This is a genomic window from Krasilnikovia sp. MM14-A1004, from assembly GCF_047159485.1.
In the GTDB taxonomy this organism is placed as follows: Bacteria; Actinomycetota; Actinomycetes; order Mycobacteriales; family Micromonosporaceae; genus Actinoplanes.
The window spans coordinates 6,269,078-6,287,459 of sequence record NZ_AP038773.1 but is presented as its reverse complement, the minus strand read 5'-3'; the positions used below and the strand labels follow the sequence as shown (position 1 = coordinate 6,287,459).

Here is an 18,382-nt window from a genome sequence, read left to right as displayed (position 1 = left end):
GAAACGGCAATGACCGAGCGAAGCGAGGGCCGCGAGGGCATGCCCAGCCAACACAGCATGACCGGGTGCACCGAGCGAAGCGAGGGCCGCGAGGGCATGCCCAGCCAACACAGCATCAGCGGCGACGGCGGGTCGCCGGTGCTCTCCGTCGTCGTGCCGATGTTCAACGAGGAGGCGGTGATCCCGGCGTTCGTCGCCCGGCTGCGGCCGGTCCTCGACGACCTGGACCTGCCGTACGAGGTCGTCGCGGTCGACGACGGCAGCGCGGACGAGACCGCCCGGCTGCTCACCCAGCAGGCCGGGGACTGGCCCGAGCTGCGGCTGGTACGGCTGCGCCGCAACAGCGGTCATCAGGCCGCCCTCACCGCGGGGCTGCACCGGGCGTACGGCGACTGGGTGGTCAGCATCGACGCGGACCTGCAGGACCCGCCCGAGGTCATCCCGCGCATGCTGCGGCTGGCCCGCGAGCGGGGCCTCGACGTCGTGTACGGCGTCCGCACCGACCGCAGCACCGACACCGCGTTCAAACGGCACACCGCGGGGGTCTACTACCGGCTGATGCGGCGCCTCGTCGGCGCCGAGGTGCCCGCCCAGGCCGGGGACTTCCGCCTGCTCAGCCGCGAGGTGGTCGAGGTGCTGCGCGGCCTGCCCGAGCGGGCCCCGGTGTACCGGCTGCTGGTGCCCTCGCTCGGCTTCTCCTCCGGCGAGGTGTCCTATGCCCGGGCACCGCGGGCGGCCGGGACGACGAAGTACCCGCTGCGCAAGATGGTCGCGCTGGCGTGGGACAGCGCCGCGAACTTCTCCGCCGCGCCGCTGCGGCTGGCCACGTGGCTGGGGGCGGCGGCGTTCGTCCTGTGCCTGGCGATGATCGTGTTCGGCGTGGTGGTGTGGGCCAACGGGGCGGTGATCCCCGGCTGGACGTCGCTGTTCCTCGCCGTGCTGCTGCTGTCCGCGGTGCAGCTGATCTGCCTCGGCCTGCTCGGCGAGTACGTCAGCCGGATCTACCGTACGGTGCAGAACCGGCCCACGTTCCACATCGGATACGACTCGGCGGGCGAGGCCGGGCGGCCCGCGCCGATCCCCGGTCAGCGCCGCGCCGACCGTACGCCGGTCACCGTGCCGCCGGGCGACGAGCCCGAGGTGGCCGCACCGCATCCGCCGGGCCGTTCCCCGGCCGCCGCCCGATGACCGTGCAGCTGGTGGGCGTGGCGGATCGGGACCCGCCCGCACAGCCCGCCGGGACGGGTCCGCCGGCCGGGCGCTGGCCCCGTGCAGTCCGGAACCGGCCCCGCCTTCCCGGCCTCCTGGCCGTGGCGCCGTGGCCGGCGGTCGCCGTCGTGGGCGGCTACACGCTGCACGCCACGGGCACCCCGGCCGCCGACGTCGCGGCGTACGCGCTGTATTGGACGCTGTGCCTCGTGCTGCCCGGCACCCTGGTCCACCGGGCGCTGCGCGGCAGCCGCGGCAACCTGCTCGAAGACCTCGGCCTCGGCGCGGCCACCGGGCTGGTGCTGGAGCTGGCCGTGTGGGCGGTGTCCGCCGCGGCCGGGTGGCAGGCCGCGCTGCGCTGGTGGCCCGTGCCCCTGATCGCCGTGTTCCTGGCGGTGCCGCGGCTGCGACGACACTGGCGGATCGGTGAGCGCCGCCCGCTGCCCGTCGCCTGGTCGTGGCTCATGGCCGGGGTCGTGCTGCTGATCGTGGGCTGGGCCGGGTATCCGATGCTCACCAACCCGCTGCCGCCCGCCAGGGCGGTCTACTACCAGGACCTGATGTACCACCTGGCGCTCGTGCGGGAGCTGACCCGCACGATGCCGTTCGAGGTGCCGCAGCTCGCCGGGGAGGCACTGCGCTACCACTACCTGTCCGACGCGCACATGGCCACCGCCAGCATGATCACCGGGGTGCCCGCCACCACCGTGCTGCTGCGGCTGTGGTTCGTGCCGATCCTGGCGACGGCCGCGTTCGTGGTCGCCGTGCTGGGCCGGGACCTGACGCAGCGCTGGTGGGCCGGGCCGGCGTCGGCTGCCGCGGCGTTCGTCGGGCTGCCGGTGACCATGGGCGCTCCGGGCGGGGTCCTCGTCGGCGGCCCGGCCGTCTTCGCCAGCCCCTCCCAGGTGTACGCGCTGCCGCTGGCGGCGCTGCTCGTCGTACTGTGCGCCGATGTGCTGCGCGGGCGGCCGCTGCGCGGGGCGTGGACGCTCGTGCCCGCGCTGGCGTTCGCCTGCGCCGGTGCCAAGGCGAGCGCGCTCCCGCCGCTGGTCGCGGGGGTGTTCCTGGGCGGGATCGTCGCCTGCTGGCGGGCTCGGGCGCTCGTCTGGCCGGTGCTGGGGCTGTTCGCCGCGTTGACCGGCGCGATGGCCCTCGGGTTCAAGGCCTTCGCGGGCGGGGGCGCGGGCACGCTGGCCGTGCAGGCGCTGGCCGCGCTCGACTGGTCGGCGCCGTACCAGCGCACCCTCGGCGTGGGCGACGGGCCCGGTCATGACGGGCTGGTGCTGCCGAGCGCGGCGGCGGCGGTCACCGGGGCTCAGCTGTGGTTCGTCGTCTGGATGGTCGGATGGTGGGTGCTCACCCAGACACCCCGGCTGCTCGGCCTCGCCGCGCTGGGGATCCGGCCCACCCGCGGCGACCCGGCGGCGTGGCTGCTGGCCGGGGTCACCGTCGCCGGTGTGGGCGGCACCTGGCTGCTCTGGCATCCGTCGTCCAGCCAGCTGTACTTCTTCACCGGCGTGGTGCCGTTCAGTGCGGTGCTCACTGTGTGGTTGCTGGCGACCCTCGTGCCGCCCGGCAGCGGCGGTTGGCCGCGGGTCGCGGCGTTGGTCGCGGCGACCGCTGGTGCTCTGTGGGGCGCCTTCGCGCCGCGCGTGCCCGCCCCGCAGATCGCCACCGTGGACGGATGGGCGCACGCCCTCGCCGTACCGGCGTGGCGAGCGGCGGCCGGACTGGCGGCCCTGCTGGTCGTGGTCGCCGCGACCGGCCTGGTGCTGATCCGAGCCGAGCGCCGGCCGGCCTTCGTCCGGGTCGGCCGGTACCTGGGCGCGGGGCCGTCGCGGTGGCCGAGCGCGGCATCGCCTCCCGAGAGTGACCCGCCGTCCGTCGCTGACCCGCCGCCCGGCGCGGCGCCGGGACGTTCGGCGGTCGTGCGGGTGCTCGCCGGGACGACGGTGGCCGCCGTGCTGGGCTGTGGAATCGGCACCGGCGTCGCGGCCACCGTGGACAACCTGCGCGCGGCGCAACGGAGCCCGGCCCCGCTGTCGACAAAGGTGGTCACCGCGCCGGAGATGCGGGCCGCCCAGTGGCTCGACGCGCACGCCGCCCTCGACGACGTGATCGCCACGAACGTGCACTGCCAACCGGTACGCACCCGGCCCATGTGCGACGCGCGGGCGTTCTGGGTGGCCGGGCTCGGCGGGCGCCGGACACTCGTGGAGAGCTGGGGCTACTCCGACGCGGCGATCGCCGCGAACGGTGTCGGCGACGTCAAGTACATGTTCCAGCCGCCCCCCGACCCGGCGGTGTACGCCCTGAACGAGCGGGCCTTCACCACCCCGACCGCCGCGGACCTGGCCGAACTGCGCCGGGTCCACCGGGTCCGCTGGCTGTTCGCCGACCTGCGCGCGGGCCCGGTCTCGCCGCGGCTGGCGGAACTGGCCACACTGCGCCGGACCGACGGGCCGGTGACGATCTACGAGCTGCGCTGAGCCGGTGCGCCGGCTCCACCGTCGATCAGTGTCGGGTACCCCGCCGACATGGTCGGCGATCCTCGTGGGCTCACCGTCGATGACATCGCGACCGCACTCGACCTACACAGTGATGACATGCTCTACACGCTCCGTGAGCCCACGTTCACGGTGGTGGGGCATTTCGACACTGACTACGAGCGCACGTCGTCGCCGAGGGTGCACCTGTGGGGGCTGGCAAGGTGGAAGACGGCCCAGCGGCCCGACGACGAATGAGGCGCCCGGCGATCAGAAGTTGCTGTCGCCAGCCAATGCCCGAAGAGTTCTCGGTCGCCGAAGATCTGCACGTCAGCCGTGCCCACCGGCTTGACATAGGAGCGACGGGTGGAGCCGGCGCCCCGGTTCACAGCCGTGCTGCCCGGCGCCGCGCCGCGACTCCGAAGCCCGCGACAGCCACCAGCGCGGCGATCACCGTGGCGGGTTGATAGGACTTGAGACTGCCCGCCAGGGCCAGCTGGGACACGGTGCCGAGCTCGATCAGTACGGCGCCGAGCGACCACCAGGCAGCCGCCGCGCCGACGCGGGGATCGATGAGCATCCACCCGAGCGCGACGCCGGCCATGCCGACCAGGACCGCGACCTCCACGAACCGCGGCAGGTAGACGCCCGGCGGCAGCAGCAGGGGAAGTCGCGGGATCAGCGCCAAGACCACCAGTGGCGCCAGCCACCACCCTGACCGGCGGCCCCGGGCGGGCCGGGCGACGGTGGCCAGTGCGGTCAGCGCCAGCGCGGCCAAGAGGTGTTTGACCCAGGGCTGGTGCAGGTCAGCGAATGTTGCCGGGCCGACGTCGAGGATCTCGTGCAGTCCGTAGGCGGTCCACATGGCTGCCGCGGCGACCAGGAAACGCCCGCGCAGGGCGAACGGGATCGCCAGCAGCGTCAGTGTTGCCGATCCCGCGAGCAGTCCCGGCGTGGACGTTCCGTAGTAGCGCCGCGTCCCGACCTCGAACAGCCCGGCGACGGCCGAGTACGTCAACAGGCCGACGGCCGCGATCTGCAGACCCTGGGTCCACATCGCACGGGCGGACAGGCGTCCGGCGAGGGCGCGGGTCCGCAGCCCGGCCAGCACGAGCGCGGCGCCCTGCCGGGCATCGGGCCAGCGCTGACCCGGGCGCGCGGAGGCGAGCAGGACGTCCAGCAGTTCGTCGCCGATCCGGGAGCGATCGGCGGCCGGGTAGCAGCGCAGCAGCTTGCCGTAGCGGCCTTCCAGCACGTCGCTCATGCCGTCACCGCCGCGCCGAAACCGCGGCGATCGGCGCGGGCTATCCGGGCGTGCTCGGTCACCACTCTCGCGGCGGCGACCATCCGTTCGGCCTCCGCGCGTACGGCCGCCCGGCCGTCCGGGGTCAGCCCGTAGTAGCGCCGGGCGCGGCCGTTGACGACCTCCTCGCGGACGTGGTGGACGTAGCCCTTGGCGTGGAGCCGGTCGATGGCCGCGTACAGGGTGCCGGCCGCGAGTTTCACCGATCCCTGCGACAGCTCGTCGACCTTCTGGATGATCGCGTACCCGTGGCGCGGCTCGTCGAGTAGCGCCGCCAGGATGAAGTACGTCTGTTCCCGCATACTCATGCGAGAACTATATACAGTCACGTTGACTGACTATGCGCCAGGCCACCGGGCTCACCCAACCGGCCATCGCCCGCCTGGAGCTCGGTGAGGCGCTGCCCAACCTGCCCACCCTCGTGAAACTGAGCCGCGCCGAGGGCCTGACCTTCGTCCTGGACATCCAGCACGGGTCGGCGGCGCTGGCGGCCGCTTGCCCCCAGGGCGGCGCCAGGTCAGAGGCGGCGCCAGGTCAGAGGCGGCGCCAGGTCAGAGGCGGCGCCAGGTCAGAGGCGGCGCCAGTGGACCGGGGTCTCGCCATCCTGGGCGATCACGCCGGAGGCGGCGAGGTGGTGCAGGTGGGCGACCGTTTCGGCCAGCGCCAGCCGCCGGGCCAGCCCCTGCAGGGCGGGCCACCCGCGCGACCACGTCAGCTCGGCCGCGATGTTCCACGCCGTCGGCGCGACCAGCGTGTCCAGCACGGCGAGAATCTCGGCGGACCGTTCCCGGTGGTGGGCGATCAGGTCGGCGGCCCGGGCCGGCACCCGGCGGAAGCGGTACTCGTGCGCCGGCAGCGCCTCGTCCCCCGCGAACGCGGCCACCTTCGCCAGCGACTCCAGGTACGCGGTCAGCGGGTCCGCGTTGCGTCCCCGGTGCACGCCGATCGTCGGGCTGATCCGGGGCAGCAGGTGATCGCCGGTGAGCAGTACTCCCGCGGAGGCGTCGCGCAGGCACAGGTGCCCCGGCGTGTGCCCGGGGGTCCACACCGCCCGGACCTCCCGGCCGTCGACCGGCACCAGGTCGCCGTCCTCGATGAGGCGGTCCGGTTCCGCCATCGCCATCAGGTCCGCGATGCCGGTCTGCGCGATGAACAGCCCCTCTACCGCATCCTCCGGTACGCCGTGCCCGCGCAGCCAGGCCGGATCGTTGGCGCTGCGCTCGTCGCGCCACGCCCGCGCGGGCAGCGTCCGCGCCTCGGCGGGGTGCATCGCGATCCAGGCGCCGGCGGTCTCCCGGAGCCAGCCGCTGAGGCCGTGATGGTCCGGGTGGATGTGGGTGGCGACGACGCCGGTGACGTCCGTGGGGGCGGCGCCCGCGGCGGCCAGCCCCTCGGTCAGTGCCGTCCGGCCCTGCGGGGTGTCCCAGCCGGGGTCGACGACGACCACTCCGGCGTCGGTGACGAACGCGTACGACAGGGTGTAGCGCAGGGGGTTGTGCGGGATGGGCACGGGGACGGACCACAGGCCGGGGCGGACCTGTTCGACCGGGGGCAGCACCCGGCGCTGCCACGCCTGCTGCTGCGCCACGCCGGTGACCGCGACGCCCGTTGCCGTTTCCATAACGAACGTTAACCCGTGCTCCGCCGCCCTCAACCCTCGCTGTGACGATCTCCTCAATGCCCCGTGTTGGCCACCGCGGCGTGGATCATCGCGGCGAGTCCCTCCATCGGATCACCGTCGTCCACGCCGAGGTAGTTCTTCAGGCACGCCACCGCCAGCCCGTACGCCGGGTAGAAGCCGCCCAGGCTGCCGCCCATCCCGCTCCAGCCGAAACGGGTGCCGCCGATCTCGGCCGCGTACCCGAGGGTCTTGGGACCGTCCCCGCCGTACGCCCAGTCGGGGCCCTGCGTGACGACCGTGGTCACCTCCTTGAGGCGTTCCGGTGAGATCAGGCGGACGCCGTTCACCTCGCCCATCAGGGCCGCGTACATGCGGGCGAGGCCGCGGGCGCTGACCGTGCCGACGGCGGGGAGGTCGGCGTTCAGGACGTCGCGCCGGTTGGCCAGCGCCGCGTCGGGGCGTACCCCCGGTGGGGCGATCTTGTCGAAGTTCGGCAGGTGGGTGCTGGCCAGGGCGACCGCGGCGGCCCAGTTGCGGTCCTCCAGCCGGGCCAGCCGGTTCATCTGGGACGCGGGCACCCCGAAGTACAGCTCCCGTTCGGCGTCCAGGGGCCGGGCCACGTCCTCGGCGAGCACTCGGGACAGGGGACGGCCGGTGGCCCGGCGCACGGTCTCGCCGACCAGCCACCCCCACGTCCACGCGTGATAGCCGTGCCGGGTGCCGGGCTCCCACAGCGGCGAGGAGGAGGCGATCGTCCGGCACATCCGGTCCCAGTCGAGCAGGTCCTCCGGCATCGTGTACGAGGGCAGCGCCGGCACCCCGGCCGAGTGGCTGAGCACGTGCCGCAGCGTGGTGGCCTGCTTGCCGTGGCGGCCGTACTCCGGCCACACGTCGGCCAGCCGCAGGTCGTAGTCGAGGTCGCCGCGCTCGGCCAGCACGTGCACCGCGGTGGCGGCCAGTCCCTTGCCCGTCGAGTAGCCGAAGAACGGGGTGTCCGGGGTGACCGGCTGGCCGGTGAGCGGGTTCGCCATCCCCGACACGGCGCTGACGATCAGCCGGCCGTCGAGGTACGCGGCCACCTGCACGCCGCGCTCGCGTCCGGACGCGACGAGCCCGTCGACCGACTTCTGCACCCGGCCCTGCAGGGCGTTCCAATTCTGTGTCATCACCGACCTTCCGGGACCACCATCTCATTTGCGGAGGCGGCGCAGCGGCGGGTCAGCCGAGCGCGCCCGCGATGAGCAGGCCGACGTACGCCGCGCCCAGGCCCGCCAGCAGGCTGCCCGCCGCGTTCGCCACGGCCAGCAGCCGGGCGCCGTCGCGGGCCAGCTTCAGCGTCTCGAAGCTGAACGTCGAGTACGTGGTGAGCGCCCCGCAGAAGCCCGTACCCAGCAGTGCGGACCAGCCACTGCTCAGCGGAAGCCCGGTGAGCAGGCCGAGCAGCAGCGAACCGCACACGTTCACCGCGAACGTGCCCCACGGGAACAGCGAATCGTGCCGTGCCTGCACCGCCCGGTCCGCGAGGTACCGCGCGGGTGCGCCGACCGCCGCGCCCAGCGCCACCAGCAGCAGCGTCATCAGGCGTCCCCGGACCGGGGGACGCGCGGCGCGGCCTTCCGGCGCCCGACCATTGCCTCGGTCGCGGCGGTGCCCGCCCACACGGCCAGCAGCGCACCGAGCAGCGTCGCGCCCAGGTAGAGCAGGGCGGTGCCGGCGTTGCCGTGCGCGGCGGCCTGCTGCACGTCGACGATCGACGTGGAGAACGTCGTGTAGCCGCCGAGCACGCCGACGCCGAAGAAGGGCCGCACCAGCCGCCGGCCGGGAAACACCTCGGCGATCAACACCATGAGTACGCCGATGAGCAGTGACCCGCTCACATTGATCACCCAGATCGACCAGGCGAACGTACCGGGCGGATGCGGCCAGGCCACTGTCACGCCGTACCGGGCCAGGGCGCCGACGACGCCACCCGCCGCGATCACGCCCAGCAGCCGGGCGGGGTGCGGGCGCAGTTCGGCCCGTTCGGCGGGCAGGTGCAGGTCGACGTCCGGGTCGATCGGGAACAGGGGACCGTGCACACCGCCTCCTACCAGCGTCTGCCTGGCAGGGACCGTTGGCGACCGGGCGTCGCGGTGCACCCCGCGCCAGCGGGATCGGCGGGCCCCACCGCCGTGGACCGCCGGGTTCGGCCACCGGGCTGTGCCCAGCCACCCCACGCTCCGCAACACAGGCTAACCGACCCCGATTCGGGCCGCTGCGCGACCGCCACCGCCCTGGGCAGGTCCAGGCGCACCCCGCCCTCTTGGAGACCTTGGAGGTTACTGGCCCCTCCGGGGGCCACCCGGCTCCAAGATCTGTCCGGTTGTCCTCGGGATGTCGGGGACGGGACCGGGGCGGGCGTGGCGGCGCCCACCCCGGCCGTTCCGGGGCCGCAGGTGGGCCGGGGGCCGCGTGTGGAGCGTCAGGCGTGAACGAGGGTGTCGCGGCGGGCCGTGCGGCGGGTGGTCCTGCTGGCCGTCCACTGTAGGCGACCGCGCTGAACGTTGTCCCGCACCAGGTTCACGCGCGCGCGCCGAGCGCGCAACAACCGTCCGTCGCCGTGTCGACCTGGATCTCGCGCAACTGGACCCCGGCCGCCCGTTCGACCACGATCGGCGACCACGCGTCGGCCCCGCCGACCCCGGTGAGGCGGCAGTCGCGGACCACGGTGTCGGTGTAGCGCAGCAGGCTCACCACGCCGTCCACCTCGCTGCGGCCCCACCCGGCGATCCGTACGGCGTACCGGGGGCCGTGCCAGCGCACGCACACGTCCGCGATCTCGATCCGGGCGCCGATGTCGGGCACCGCGACGAACCGGTCGGTGTTGTCGCCGGGCAGCAGCCGGAACCCCATGTCGACGTCGCGCAGGCAGGCCCCGGCCACCCGGACGTCGTGCACCGAACTGAGGTAGAAGCCCTCGACGGCGTCGCGGACCCGCAGGTCGGTGACGGTGAGCCGGTGCGGGTGGTACGTCGGCCCGGAGATCGTCGACACGTCGGTGCCGACGGCACCCCAGTGCACCGCGACGCCGGTGTAGCCGCCGCGCACCGTGATGTCGTGCAGGGTCACGTCGCGGACCGCGCCCATCACCGCGATGCAGTTGGCGTGGCGTTCCGTGGGCCGGGACACGTGGACCCGGCGTACGTCGACGCGGGCCAGCCAGCTCGGCGGTTGGGTGTAGAGGTACTCGCCGATGGTGATCGCGGTGCCGCGGTCGCCGCCGTGCTCGCCGGGGTCGGCGGGGGGCGGGCGCAGCCCGAGGTCGCTGATCGACACGTCCGAGCCGAGGACGTGCAGGACGGGATGTCCCGTGGTGCCCGTGGAGACCAGCCAGCTGCCCGGTGCGCCGCCGTTCGCGCCGGTGACCTCGCCGCCGCGGATCGTCCAGCCGGTGGGTACCCGCAGGCCGTCGTCGATCGGGTGGGTGCCGGGCGGCAGCTCCAGCTTGCCGCCCGGCGCCGTGTCCAGCGCCTCCTGCAGGATGCGCCGGTTGCGTGCCGCGTCATCCGACAGGACCGGACGATGGATCATCGCGACAGCGCATCCGCGTCGGGCTGAGCACCGGCGCCCGGCTGAGCGTCGGCAACGAACCGGGCACCGGCGTCGGGCTCGGGCTCCGCTTGGACCCCGACATCGAGCTGGTCCTCGGTGTCGGACGGCCCGACGGCATCCAACGGCCCGACGGCATCCAACGGCCCGACGGCATCCAACGGCCCGACGGCATCCAACGGCCCGACGGCCTCGAACGGCACCAGCGCCTCGGCCGGCACGAGAGCATCGACGGTCCCGAGAACATCGACAGTCCCGCGGGCATCGGCGGTCCCGACCGCATCGACAGTCCCGCGGGCATCGGCGGGCCCGACTGCATCGGTGGCCTCGGAGTGCGCGGCAGGGCCGCCCGGTGCCGGTCGCAGGCGTACCGACAGGCCGGGGCCGGGTTCGGTCAGGCCGAGCAGGACCGGGCCGGTGACCGGTGTGGTCAGGCGCAGGTCCAGCCCGCCGGGGCGGCGAGCGATGACGTCCACCTCGACCACGGCACCCGTGCTCAGGTCGGTGGCATGCACGGCAGGGTGCGCGGGCGGGCGGGCGGGCAGCGCCCGGGCGCGCGCCCGCAGCGCGACCCGGCGGGCCATCCGCAGCGCCTTGAAGCCCGCGCGGGCCGGCTTGCGGCGGGTCCACCGGTTCGACGGTGAATGCGGCACCGGCGGTGCGGGCGGGGTCGCCGCCACGTCGAGCCGGAACACCCCGGACGCGCCGGGCGGCAGCAGGGCCAGGTCGCACCCGGATGCCTGCCCGGTTACCGGGGAGGCGGCGCCTGCGGTCGGGGCGGGGGCCGGCCGTACCGTGATGCGGTCGATCCGCAGGCCCACCGCGGACCGGGCGGAGAACCGCTCGCCCGCCCACGACGGACGCGGGGGTTCGGCCAGTTCCAGCACGAGCAGGCCGTCGGCGTCCAGCTCGTCCGCTCCGAGGTCGAACGAGACCCGGGCGGCCGCGCCGGCGGCCGCGCGCCAGCCCTGGCGGCGGGCGAGCAGCGCGGCGGCGCGGATCCGCCCCTGCGCGCGGACCAGCACCAGGCGGGGGCGTTCGGGGTCGGTGCGCGGCGGGCGGACCCGGTCGCACCACCAGCGGGTGCTGAGCTCGTCGAGCTGCAGCTCCACCGTCACGTGGACGGCCTCGGCGGGGCCGCGGACCTTCAGGGCCACCGCGCCGAAGTCGCCGGTCACCCGGCCCACAATGCCGGTGCCGCGGACCACCTGGTCGACGATGCTCAGGCCGGGTGAGCGGCCGCTGGTGACCTCGGCGGGCAGGTCGAGGACCGGCGCGGGAGCGTCGAAGTCGGTGCGGAACCAGGTGCCGATCACGCCGACCAGTCCGTCCGGGTCAGCATCGGCTCCTGCCGGGTCCACATCCGCTGGACCGCGTCGAACAGCGGGTCCGCGTCCGCCTCGATGTGCCGGTACGCGGCCCGCATCGTCTTGAGCAGGGTGTCCGCGGGCCACACCTCCCACTGCGGGACGAGCGGGGTCACCACGTCGGTGCCGCTGCGGTACAACCACAGCCACAGCCGGGCCCGGCGGACCTGCTCCTCGGTGACCAGGTCGGCGCCGTCGCGGATCGCCGCGATGCTGCCCTCCAGGGTCTTCCAATACGCGTCGGTGTCGTCGACGACCGTGGACAGCCCGCACGAGCTCCACTCCGACCACCCGGCCTGGATCACCGGGATGCCGTACGCGGGCAGCTCGTTGCTGACGCTGCCGCGCACCGTGACGCCGAGGTCGGTGAGGCTCCACAGGGCGTTCTTGCTGAGCGTGGCGCTGGGGCGGAACACCAGGTGCTTCGACGCGCGGTGCCGTTTGGCGACCGAGTCGAAGAAGCCGGTCGAGTCGTACAGGGCCTGGCTCGGGTGGTCGAGGAACAGCCACTGGGCGTCGGTGTTCCCGGCGGCGTGCGCGGCGGTGTCGGCGAACCAGTCGGCCAGGCTCGGGAAGAGTTCCCGGTTGGTGCCCAGCGCGTCGGAGACGGCGTGGTTGAACACGGTCACCACGGGACGGTCGGCGTCGAAGCCCAGCCGGGACACCACGCTCTCGCGCAGGCGGCGCCGGTCGGCGGGGGAGTTCAGGTCCACCGAGGCGGTCACCCCGCCGCGCCACCAGCTCGGGCGGCCCAGGTTGACCTTGGCCCGCCAGGCGACCAGCTCGGCGGCGGAGCGCAGCTCGTCGCGCCGCGACCACACCTGATTCTCGAACGCCTCACCGATCTGCCGGGTCAGCTCCTCGCGGAACGTGCCGGTGTGCGTGTCGCGCTCGGGGAACAGCCCGTACGCCTTGAGGCAGCCGGTCTGCTGGGTGTGGATGATCGGCACCCCGCGCCGCCGGGCCACCTCGACGGCCAGCCCCCACTGGTCGTAGTCGACGTGGCTGGTGACCAGGGCGACCACGTCACCGGTGAGGGCGCGCTCGTAGCCGACGGCCAGGCCGCGGGCGTACCGGCGGCGCAGCTGGTAGTCCGGGCGGGTGGCGTGGTCGGCGGGCAGCCGGGGCACCTTGGCCAGGCGGCAGTAGGTGGCGTCCGTGTACGCGGTCACGGTCTCGTCGTCCAGCTCCGGTGTGCCGGTCTGCTGCCGGGCCGCCGCCCACACGTCGACGACGTCGTCCGCCCCGTACGCCAGCGCCAGCTGACGCACCTTGTCCAGGTCGAAGTCGTTCCACAGGGTGCGGTGCCACTGCTCCTCGACGCCGGTGAAGACCACGAGCCGGGCCGGGCGCAGCCGGCGGATGGCGTTGGCGAACGCCAGGTTACGCAGGTTGACGCGGATGTCCTGGTGGAACATCTCGACCGCGATGATCGCGTCGTCGTCCGCGCGGGGGAGGTTCTTCTCCCAGTAGACCGCTGCGGCTTCCAGGAACCACTGCAGTTCGCGGCTGTTGGCTTTGAGCCACATCAGATGAGCTCCCAGGTGAGTGGCGTGCCCTTCGCGGCGTCGTGCCGGAAGGTGCGTCCGAGCACGGTGCCGATCGCGTCGGGGGCCAGGCCGCCGGTGGGCCGGATCGAGCGGACGTTCGCCTCGGTCACCGCGTCGCCCGCCCGGACGTCGGCGACGACATAGAGGGAACGGCGGAAGCGCAGGCTCTCGCGTTCCGCCTCGGTGGGGCCGATCCGGGTGGTGCCGAGCGCCTGCCAGGCCCGCTCCGACTCGATCACCAGCGCGGCGACCTCCTGCGGCTCCAGGGAGAACGCGGAGTCGACCCCGCCATCCCCCCGGTCCAGCGTCACATGCTTCTCGATCAGGCAGGCACCGAAGGCCACCGAGGCGAGGGGTACGCCGATGCCGAGCGTGTGGTCGCTGAGCCCGACCGGCACGCCGAACGTCTCGGCCAGCACCGGGATGCGGCGCAGGTTGGTCTCCTGCGGCGGCGCCGGGTAGGAGGCGGTGCAGGACAGGACGATCAGCTCCGTGCACCCGGCGCCGCGGGCCGCGTCCACGGCCGCGCCGATCTCCGCCACGCTGGCCATCCCGGTCGAGATGATCACCGGCTTGCCGGTGCCGGCGACCAGCCGGATCAGCGGCAGGTCGGTGATCTCCGAGGAGGCGATCTTGTACAGCGGCGCGTCCAGCTTCTCCAGCAGCTCGACCGCGGTCGCGTCGAACGGGCTGGAGAACGCCGTGAGCCCGTGCTCCCGGGCCCGCTCGAAGATCGGCTCGTGCCATTCCCACGGCGTGTGCGCCCGCTGGAACAGCTGGTAGAGGTACTCGCCGGACCACAGGTCATGGCCCTTCGACACCCGGAACCGCTCGTCCGGCACGTCGACGGTCATGGTGTCCGCGGTGTACGTCTGCAGCTTGATCGCGTGCGCGCCCGCCTCGGCGACCGCGTCGACCAGCTTCAGCGCGGTGTCCAGCGAGCCGTTGTGGTTGCCGGACATCTCGGCCACGACGTACGGCCGGTGCCCCGCGCCGATCTGGACGCCGTTGACGATCATCATTTGCCTCTCTCGGTCCACACCACGGTCTGCGCCGTGCCGTCGACCTGTCGTTCGTATCTGCGGGTCTCGCGGAAGCCGAAGCGCCGGTGCAGCGCCAGGACCGGGGTGTTCCACGCCAGGGTCTCGCCGCCGAGCCGCTCCAGGCCCAGCTCGCCGAACGCGTACCGGACCGCCTCGTCCTCCAGGCGCATCCAGGCGGGCAGCAGCTGACCGCCGAGCCCGTCGACGTCCAGGTAGAAGGACCAGGTCGCCGGGTCGGCGCGCAGGTCGAAGATCACCACTCCGGCCGGGACGCCGTCGTCGCCGGAGTACACCAGCACCCGGCGGGCCGGGTCGGCGGTCGCCGTGCGCCACCAGGCCGCGTGCTCGGACGGGTCGATGACGTGGGTGGTCAGGCTCACCCGCCGGACCTCGGGATGGTTACGCCAGGACAGCACGGTGTCGCGGTCGGCGTCGACGGCAGCGCGGAGCACGCGGAGCAGCACCTTTCATGTTTCGGGATCGGAGCGCGTCACCGTATGGGCGCCGGCTTGACCTCTTGTGGCGCCGGGGCGAGGGGCGGGGAAACCACGGGTGTCGAATCGGCGTCGGCGCGCGGCCGCCCCGACGCCCGGTACGCCTGCCGCAGTGCCGCGTACAGCACGTAACTGTTCATGCCGACCAGCCGCTGCTTGAGCCCGGCCGTCCCGGCGGGCGGCAGGTAGCCGGCGGGACGGTAGCGCCGGTAGTGCGCGGCGATGCGGCGGAAGAACGCGCGGCGGCGGCTTGGCAGCAACCGGCTGTCGTTGCCGGCCACCACGAGCAGGTGGTTGATCATCAACCCGAAGACGGCGGCGCGCAGCCACGGCTCGACGGCGTGCCGGTCCAGCCACTCGTGCAGACGGTCGTACTGGCCGAACGCCTCGAAGTGGCGGTCGCTGCGGGTCGCGGTGATCGCCCCGATCCGGCCGACGCGGTAGTGGTAGCCCACCCGGTCGAGCACGGCGATCCGTTCGGCTGCGATGAGTACCGGGTTGGTGAACGGCACGTCCTCGTACCAGCCGGGCAGGAACCGCAGGTTGAGGCGGCGCAGCAGGTCGACCCGGACGATCCGGTTCCACGCGGTGTGCTGCACCCCCAGCAGGTCCCGCCGGTCGGCCAGGGTGACCATGTCCGGCACGCCGCGCAGCAGGTGGCTGCTGGCATCGGTCTCCAGGCGCCCGTTCTCGTGCACCCGTAGGTGGTCGATGAGCAGCACGTCCGGCTGGGCGTCGCGCAGCTTCTGCAGCACGGCCCGGACCGCGCCGGAGGGCAGCCAGTCGTCGCTGTCGACGAACCAGACGTACCGGCCGCGGGCCTGCTCCAGGCCGGCGTTGCGGGCGCCGCCGAGGCCCACGTTGCGCTCCAGGTGCACGACCCGCAGGTCGCCGTGGCGCTGGGCGTACGAGTCGAGCATGGCGCCGCAGCTGTCGGGGGACGCGTCGTCCACCGCGATCACCTCGACGGCGGCCGACTCGGCGGGGCTCAGACCGGCCCGGATCGACTCCAGGCACTGGTACAGATAGCCCTCGACCGCGTACACGGGAACGACGATCGAGAGCAGTGCGTTCTCCACCGGCCTCACGTTCGCGGGTGCGGGTGAAGAATCGTGAAACCCCGGTTGTCCGTCGCATGGCCCTTGCGTGCCACCCATCGATCGACGGTCACCTCGCCGCAGCGGCGCCGCGCAGGTCACGGGGGATGGTCTCGGCGAAATCCTTCACCCGGGGACCGCCCGGTCGATCTGACCCGGCGAGAACCGTTGGAAGGGGCAGCGTATGGGCGCGTCGGAGGTGCTGCATGCGCCCGGGGCCGGGTTGAGCGCGCGAATGAGCGCGAGGAGCCGGCTGCTGTGGCTGTCCGGGCTGTTGCTGGTGTTGTCGGCAGCCTGGTTCACCGTCAACCTGCTGCATCCGGCGGGTCCGCCCGTGCTGCTCTGGCTCACCACGCCGGCCGCGGCTGCGGTCTCCATCGTCGTCTGCGTGCGCACCGTACGGGCGGCCCACCTGCCCGAGCAGACCCGCCGGTTCTGGCGGTCGGTGACCATCGCGCTGGCGCTCGCGGCCGTGACGCAGCTCGCGCAGGGGTTCGACGCGCTCACCGGGCCCGACGGCGTCCGGACCGGGCCGGTGATGCTGATCGCGGGCGCCGCGGCCATGCTGGTCGTCGGGCACGCGCTCTACCGGCTCCCGCTCGGCAAGCACTCGGTCGGCGCACTGCTGCGGATCGTGCTGGACGCGGCCTCTGTCATCCTCGCGGCCACTGTCTTCCTCTGGCACTTCGTCACGCGCCAGCAACTCGGCTCGGGCCACGACGGCCTGCTGATGGCCTCGCTCGTGCTGACCGTGCTCGGGCTGGTCGCCGTCTTCACGGTCGTGAAGGTGCTGCTGGCGGGCTGCGCGTTCGTCGATGCTCAGGGCCTTCGGCTGGTCGCCGGCGCCCTGTTCGTCGGCGCGGTCGCCCCGGTGCTGGAGCCCTTCCTGCACGCGTACGACCCCCGGCTGTCGCCGACCCAGGTCAGCGTCCCGGCGGTGTTCTTCCTGGCCGCGTGGGCGGCCGAGCGGCAGCGGCACGCCCAGTTCGGCCCGCGCCGCGGTGCCGTGACGCAGCGCCGCCGGGTGTACAGCGTGCTGCCGTACGCCGCGGTCGCGGCGGTCGACGGCCTCCTGCTGTACGTCTTCCGGTCGCACGACCGGGCCGACGTCGCGGTCGTGGTGGGTGCGGCCGTGGCCCTGACCACGCTGGTGGTCCTGCGCCAGATGACCGCGTTCCGGGACAACGCCCGGCTGCTGCGCCAGCTCGACCACGGCGCCAACCACGACGCGCTGACCGGGCTGCCCAACCGGATCTTGTTCCACAAGCGACTGAACAAGGCGCTGACCACCCCCGGTGAACGGCACGTCAGCGTGGCGCTGATCGACCTGGACGACTTCAAGGTCGTCAACGACTCGCTCGGGCACGAGGTCGGCGACCTGCTGCTGATCGCCGTGGCCCAGCGCCTGGCGGGCTGCATCCGCGCCGAGGACACCGTGGCCCGCCTGGGCGGCGACGAGTTCGTGGTGGTGCTGGACGGCGCCGACCCGGCCGCGGCCGACCTCGCGGCGGACCGGATGGTCGCCGCGCTGCGCGCCCCGGTGGTGGCGGACGGGCACGAGCTGCCGATCCGGGCCAGCATCGGCATCGCCGACGGCAACACCGGCGACGAGGCCAGCCTGCTGCTGCGGCACGCCGACATCGCCATGTACGCGGCGAAGAACGTGGTCGGCACCGCGTACCTGCACTACCACCCGAGCATGGCGACGGGCACGGACCACGCGAACATCGGCGCCGAGCTGCGCGAGGCGATCGACCGCGAGGAGCTGTTCCTGCTGTACCAGCCGATCGTGTCGCTGGACGACGGCAAGCTGATGGGCGCCGAGGCGCTGGTCCGCTGGGCCCACCCGACCCGGGGCACGCTGGGCCCCGATGCGTTCATCCCGGTCGCCGAGCGCACCGGTCTGGTGGTGCTGCTGGGCCGCTGGGTCATGAAGACGGCGTTCCGCCAGTTCCACGACTGGATCCGCGAGCACGGCGACGCGGCCCCGCAGGTCATGAACGTGAACGTGTCGGCACGTGACCTGCGCGAGGAGGGCTTCGCGGAGTTCGTCGGCGGGCTGCTCAAGGAGTACAAGCTGCCGGCGCACCGGATCACCCTGGAGATCACGGAGACGATGGCGCTGGAGCCGGGCCAGTCGATCACCAACCTGCACGACCTGCGCGAGCTGGGCCTGCGGGTGTCGCTGGACGACTTCGGCACCGGCCACTCGACGCTGACGATGCTGCACGACTGCCCGATCGACGAGATCAAGCTGGACCGGTCGTTCACCCAGGCCAACATCGACGGCCGGGTGCCGATGGCCGCCGCCGTGATCCACCTGGCCCAGGTGCTGGGTCTGCACGCGGTGGCCGAGGGGGTGGAGACCTCGGAGCAGGCGGAGCTGCTGCTGTCGCTGGGCTACATCGCCGCCCAGGGCTACCACTTCTCGCGTCCGATGTCGCCGGAGCAGTTCACCAAGCTGCTGGTGGCCCCCCGAACGGTGCGCACCTCCCCGGCGGCCTGGCAGATGTCCGCCTGACCAGCGCGTATGCGCGGAAACTTTCTCAGTCGCCCTCGGCGTGGACAAACCGGATAGACGCCCCCACACCCGACGATATGTGCTGAAACACATACGAAAGGGT

At 73.3% G+C, this 18,382-nt stretch carries 16 protein-coding genes; 4 read left to right on the top strand and 12 right to left on the bottom strand.

Translation table 11 applies throughout. The annotated features are described in order from the left end of the window. The first annotated feature begins 9 nt into the window (after positions 1-9). The 3 genes from ACMCNN_RS27265 to ACMCNN_RS27255 all read left to right on the top strand — a co-directional run bounded on the left by ACMCNN_RS27265 (position 10) and on the right by ACMCNN_RS27255 (position 3,953). Positions 10-1,188, top strand: coding sequence for a glycosyltransferase family 2 protein (locus tag ACMCNN_RS27265; RefSeq protein WP_412743347.1), 1,179 nt, complete (start codon positions 10-12; stop codon positions 1,186-1,188). A 122-nt stretch (positions 1,189-1,310) separates the two neighbouring features. After that, positions 1,311-3,698 (top strand): hypothetical protein, encoded by a 2,388-nt coding sequence (locus ACMCNN_RS27260; RefSeq protein ID WP_412743346.1) that lies wholly within the window; start codon positions 1,311-1,313, stop codon positions 3,696-3,698. 117 nt (positions 3,699-3,815) lie between these two features. After that, complete coding sequence (locus tag ACMCNN_RS27255) at positions 3,816-3,953, top strand: hypothetical protein (RefSeq protein ID WP_412743345.1); 138 nt, start codon at positions 3,816-3,818, stop codon at positions 3,951-3,953. A 127-nt stretch (positions 3,954-4,080) separates the two neighbouring features. On the opposite strand, the gene ACMCNN_RS27250 is transcribed toward ACMCNN_RS27255, so the two are convergent. From ACMCNN_RS27250 to ACMCNN_RS27195, 12 genes are all read right to left on the bottom strand, one after another. After that, on the bottom strand, positions 4,081-4,959 hold the full coding sequence (locus ACMCNN_RS27250) for a hypothetical protein (RefSeq protein ID WP_412743344.1): 879 nt from the start codon (positions 4,957-4,959) through the stop codon (positions 4,081-4,083). Then, positions 4,956-5,306 (bottom strand): PadR family transcriptional regulator, encoded by a 351-nt coding sequence (locus ACMCNN_RS27245; protein WP_412743343.1) that lies wholly within the window; start codon positions 5,304-5,306, stop codon positions 4,956-4,958. Before ACMCNN_RS27245 ends, ACMCNN_RS27250 begins: the two co-directional genes overlap by 4 nt. Positions 5,307-5,566: 260 nt before the next feature. Next, on the bottom strand, positions 5,567-6,619 hold the full coding sequence (locus ACMCNN_RS27240) for an MBL fold metallo-hydrolase (protein ID WP_412743342.1): 1,053 nt from the start codon (positions 6,617-6,619) through the stop codon (positions 5,567-5,569). A 53-nt stretch (positions 6,620-6,672) separates the two neighbouring features. Further along, positions 6,673-7,785 (bottom strand): serine hydrolase domain-containing protein, encoded by a 1,113-nt coding sequence (locus tag ACMCNN_RS27235; protein WP_412743341.1) that lies wholly within the window; start codon positions 7,783-7,785, stop codon positions 6,673-6,675. Positions 7,786-7,837: 52 nt separating this feature from the next. Beyond that, positions 7,838-8,197 carry a fluoride efflux transporter CrcB gene (crcB, locus tag ACMCNN_RS27230; protein WP_412743340.1) on the bottom strand — a complete coding sequence of 120 codons (360 nt, stop codon included), beginning with the start codon at positions 8,195-8,197 and terminating at the stop codon, positions 7,838-7,840. After that, on the bottom strand, positions 8,197-8,697 hold the full coding sequence (locus tag ACMCNN_RS27225) for a fluoride efflux transporter FluC (RefSeq protein ID WP_412743339.1): 501 nt from the start codon (positions 8,695-8,697) through the stop codon (positions 8,197-8,199). Before ACMCNN_RS27225 ends, crcB begins: the two co-directional genes overlap by 1 nt. Positions 8,698-9,178: 481 nt before the next feature. Next, on the bottom strand, positions 9,179-10,189 hold the full coding sequence (locus tag ACMCNN_RS27220) for a hypothetical protein (RefSeq protein WP_412743338.1): 1,011 nt from the start codon (positions 10,187-10,189) through the stop codon (positions 9,179-9,181). Beyond that, on the bottom strand, positions 10,186-11,523 hold the full coding sequence (locus ACMCNN_RS27215) for a hypothetical protein (RefSeq protein WP_412743337.1): 1,338 nt from the start codon (positions 11,521-11,523) through the stop codon (positions 10,186-10,188). The genes ACMCNN_RS27220 and ACMCNN_RS27215 overlap by 4 nt, the downstream gene beginning before the upstream one ends. Continuing rightward, complete coding sequence (locus ACMCNN_RS27210) at positions 11,520-13,103, bottom strand: hypothetical protein (protein ID WP_412743336.1); 1,584 nt, start codon at positions 13,101-13,103, stop codon at positions 11,520-11,522. Before ACMCNN_RS27210 ends, ACMCNN_RS27215 begins: the two co-directional genes overlap by 4 nt. Further along, positions 13,103-14,143: a pseudaminic acid synthase gene (gene pseI, locus ACMCNN_RS27205; RefSeq protein ID WP_412747285.1), complete on the bottom strand. Its 1,041-nt coding sequence runs from the start codon at positions 14,141-14,143 to the stop codon at positions 13,103-13,105. The genes ACMCNN_RS27210 and pseI overlap by 1 nt, the downstream gene beginning before the upstream one ends. Continuing rightward, positions 14,143-14,628, bottom strand: coding sequence for a GNAT family N-acetyltransferase (locus ACMCNN_RS27200; RefSeq protein WP_412747284.1), 486 nt, complete (start codon positions 14,626-14,628; stop codon positions 14,143-14,145). Before ACMCNN_RS27200 ends, pseI begins: the two co-directional genes overlap by 1 nt. A 29-nt stretch (positions 14,629-14,657) precedes the next feature. Next, on the bottom strand, positions 14,658-15,740 hold the full coding sequence (locus ACMCNN_RS27195) for a glycosyltransferase family 2 protein (protein ID WP_412743335.1): 1,083 nt from the start codon (positions 15,738-15,740) through the stop codon (positions 14,658-14,660). Between the two features lie 253 nt (positions 15,741-15,993). Here ACMCNN_RS27195 and ACMCNN_RS27190 point away from each other — a divergent pair, with 253 nt between their 5' ends. Further along, positions 15,994-18,279 carry a putative bifunctional diguanylate cyclase/phosphodiesterase gene (locus ACMCNN_RS27190; RefSeq protein WP_412743334.1) on the top strand — a complete coding sequence of 762 codons (2,286 nt, stop codon included), beginning with the start codon at positions 15,994-15,996 and terminating at the stop codon, positions 18,277-18,279. The last annotated feature ends 103 nt before the right edge of the window (positions 18,280-18,382 follow it).

Bases quoted from the DNA above. Each gene is read 5' to 3' on its own strand.
- ACMCNN_RS27190 (WP_412743334.1), top strand. From the start codon at position 15,994: ATGAGCGCGAGGAGCCGGCTGCTGTGGCTGTCCGGGCTGTTGCTGGTG.
- ACMCNN_RS27250 (WP_412743344.1), bottom strand. From the start codon at position 4,959: ATGAGCGACGTGCTGGAAGGCCGCTACGGCAAGCTGCTGCGCTGCTAC.
- ACMCNN_RS27220 (WP_412743338.1), bottom strand. From the start codon at position 10,189: ATGATCCATCGTCCGGTCCTGTCGGATGACGCGGCACGCAACCGGCGC.
- pseI (WP_412747285.1), bottom strand. From the start codon at position 14,143: ATGATCGTCAACGGCGTCCAGATCGGCGCGGGGCACCGGCCGTACGTC.
- ACMCNN_RS27235 (WP_412743341.1), bottom strand. From the start codon at position 7,785: ATGACACAGAATTGGAACGCCCTGCAGGGCCGGGTGCAGAAGTCGGTC.
- ACMCNN_RS27240 (WP_412743342.1), bottom strand. From the start codon at position 6,619: ATGGAAACGGCAACGGGCGTCGCGGTCACCGGCGTGGCGCAGCAGCAG.
- ACMCNN_RS27245 (WP_412743343.1), bottom strand. From the start codon at position 5,306: ATGAGTATGCGGGAACAGACGTACTTCATCCTGGCGGCGCTACTCGAC.
- ACMCNN_RS27255 (WP_412743345.1), top strand. From the start codon at position 3,816: ATGCTCTACACGCTCCGTGAGCCCACGTTCACGGTGGTGGGGCATTTC.
- ACMCNN_RS27265 (WP_412743347.1), top strand. From the start codon at position 10: ATGACCGAGCGAAGCGAGGGCCGCGAGGGCATGCCCAGCCAACACAGC.
- crcB (WP_412743340.1), bottom strand. From the start codon at position 8,197: ATGACGCTGCTGCTGGTGGCGCTGGGCGCGGCGGTCGGCGCACCCGCG.
- ACMCNN_RS27210 (WP_412743336.1), bottom strand. From the start codon at position 13,103: ATGTGGCTCAAAGCCAACAGCCGCGAACTGCAGTGGTTCCTGGAAGCC.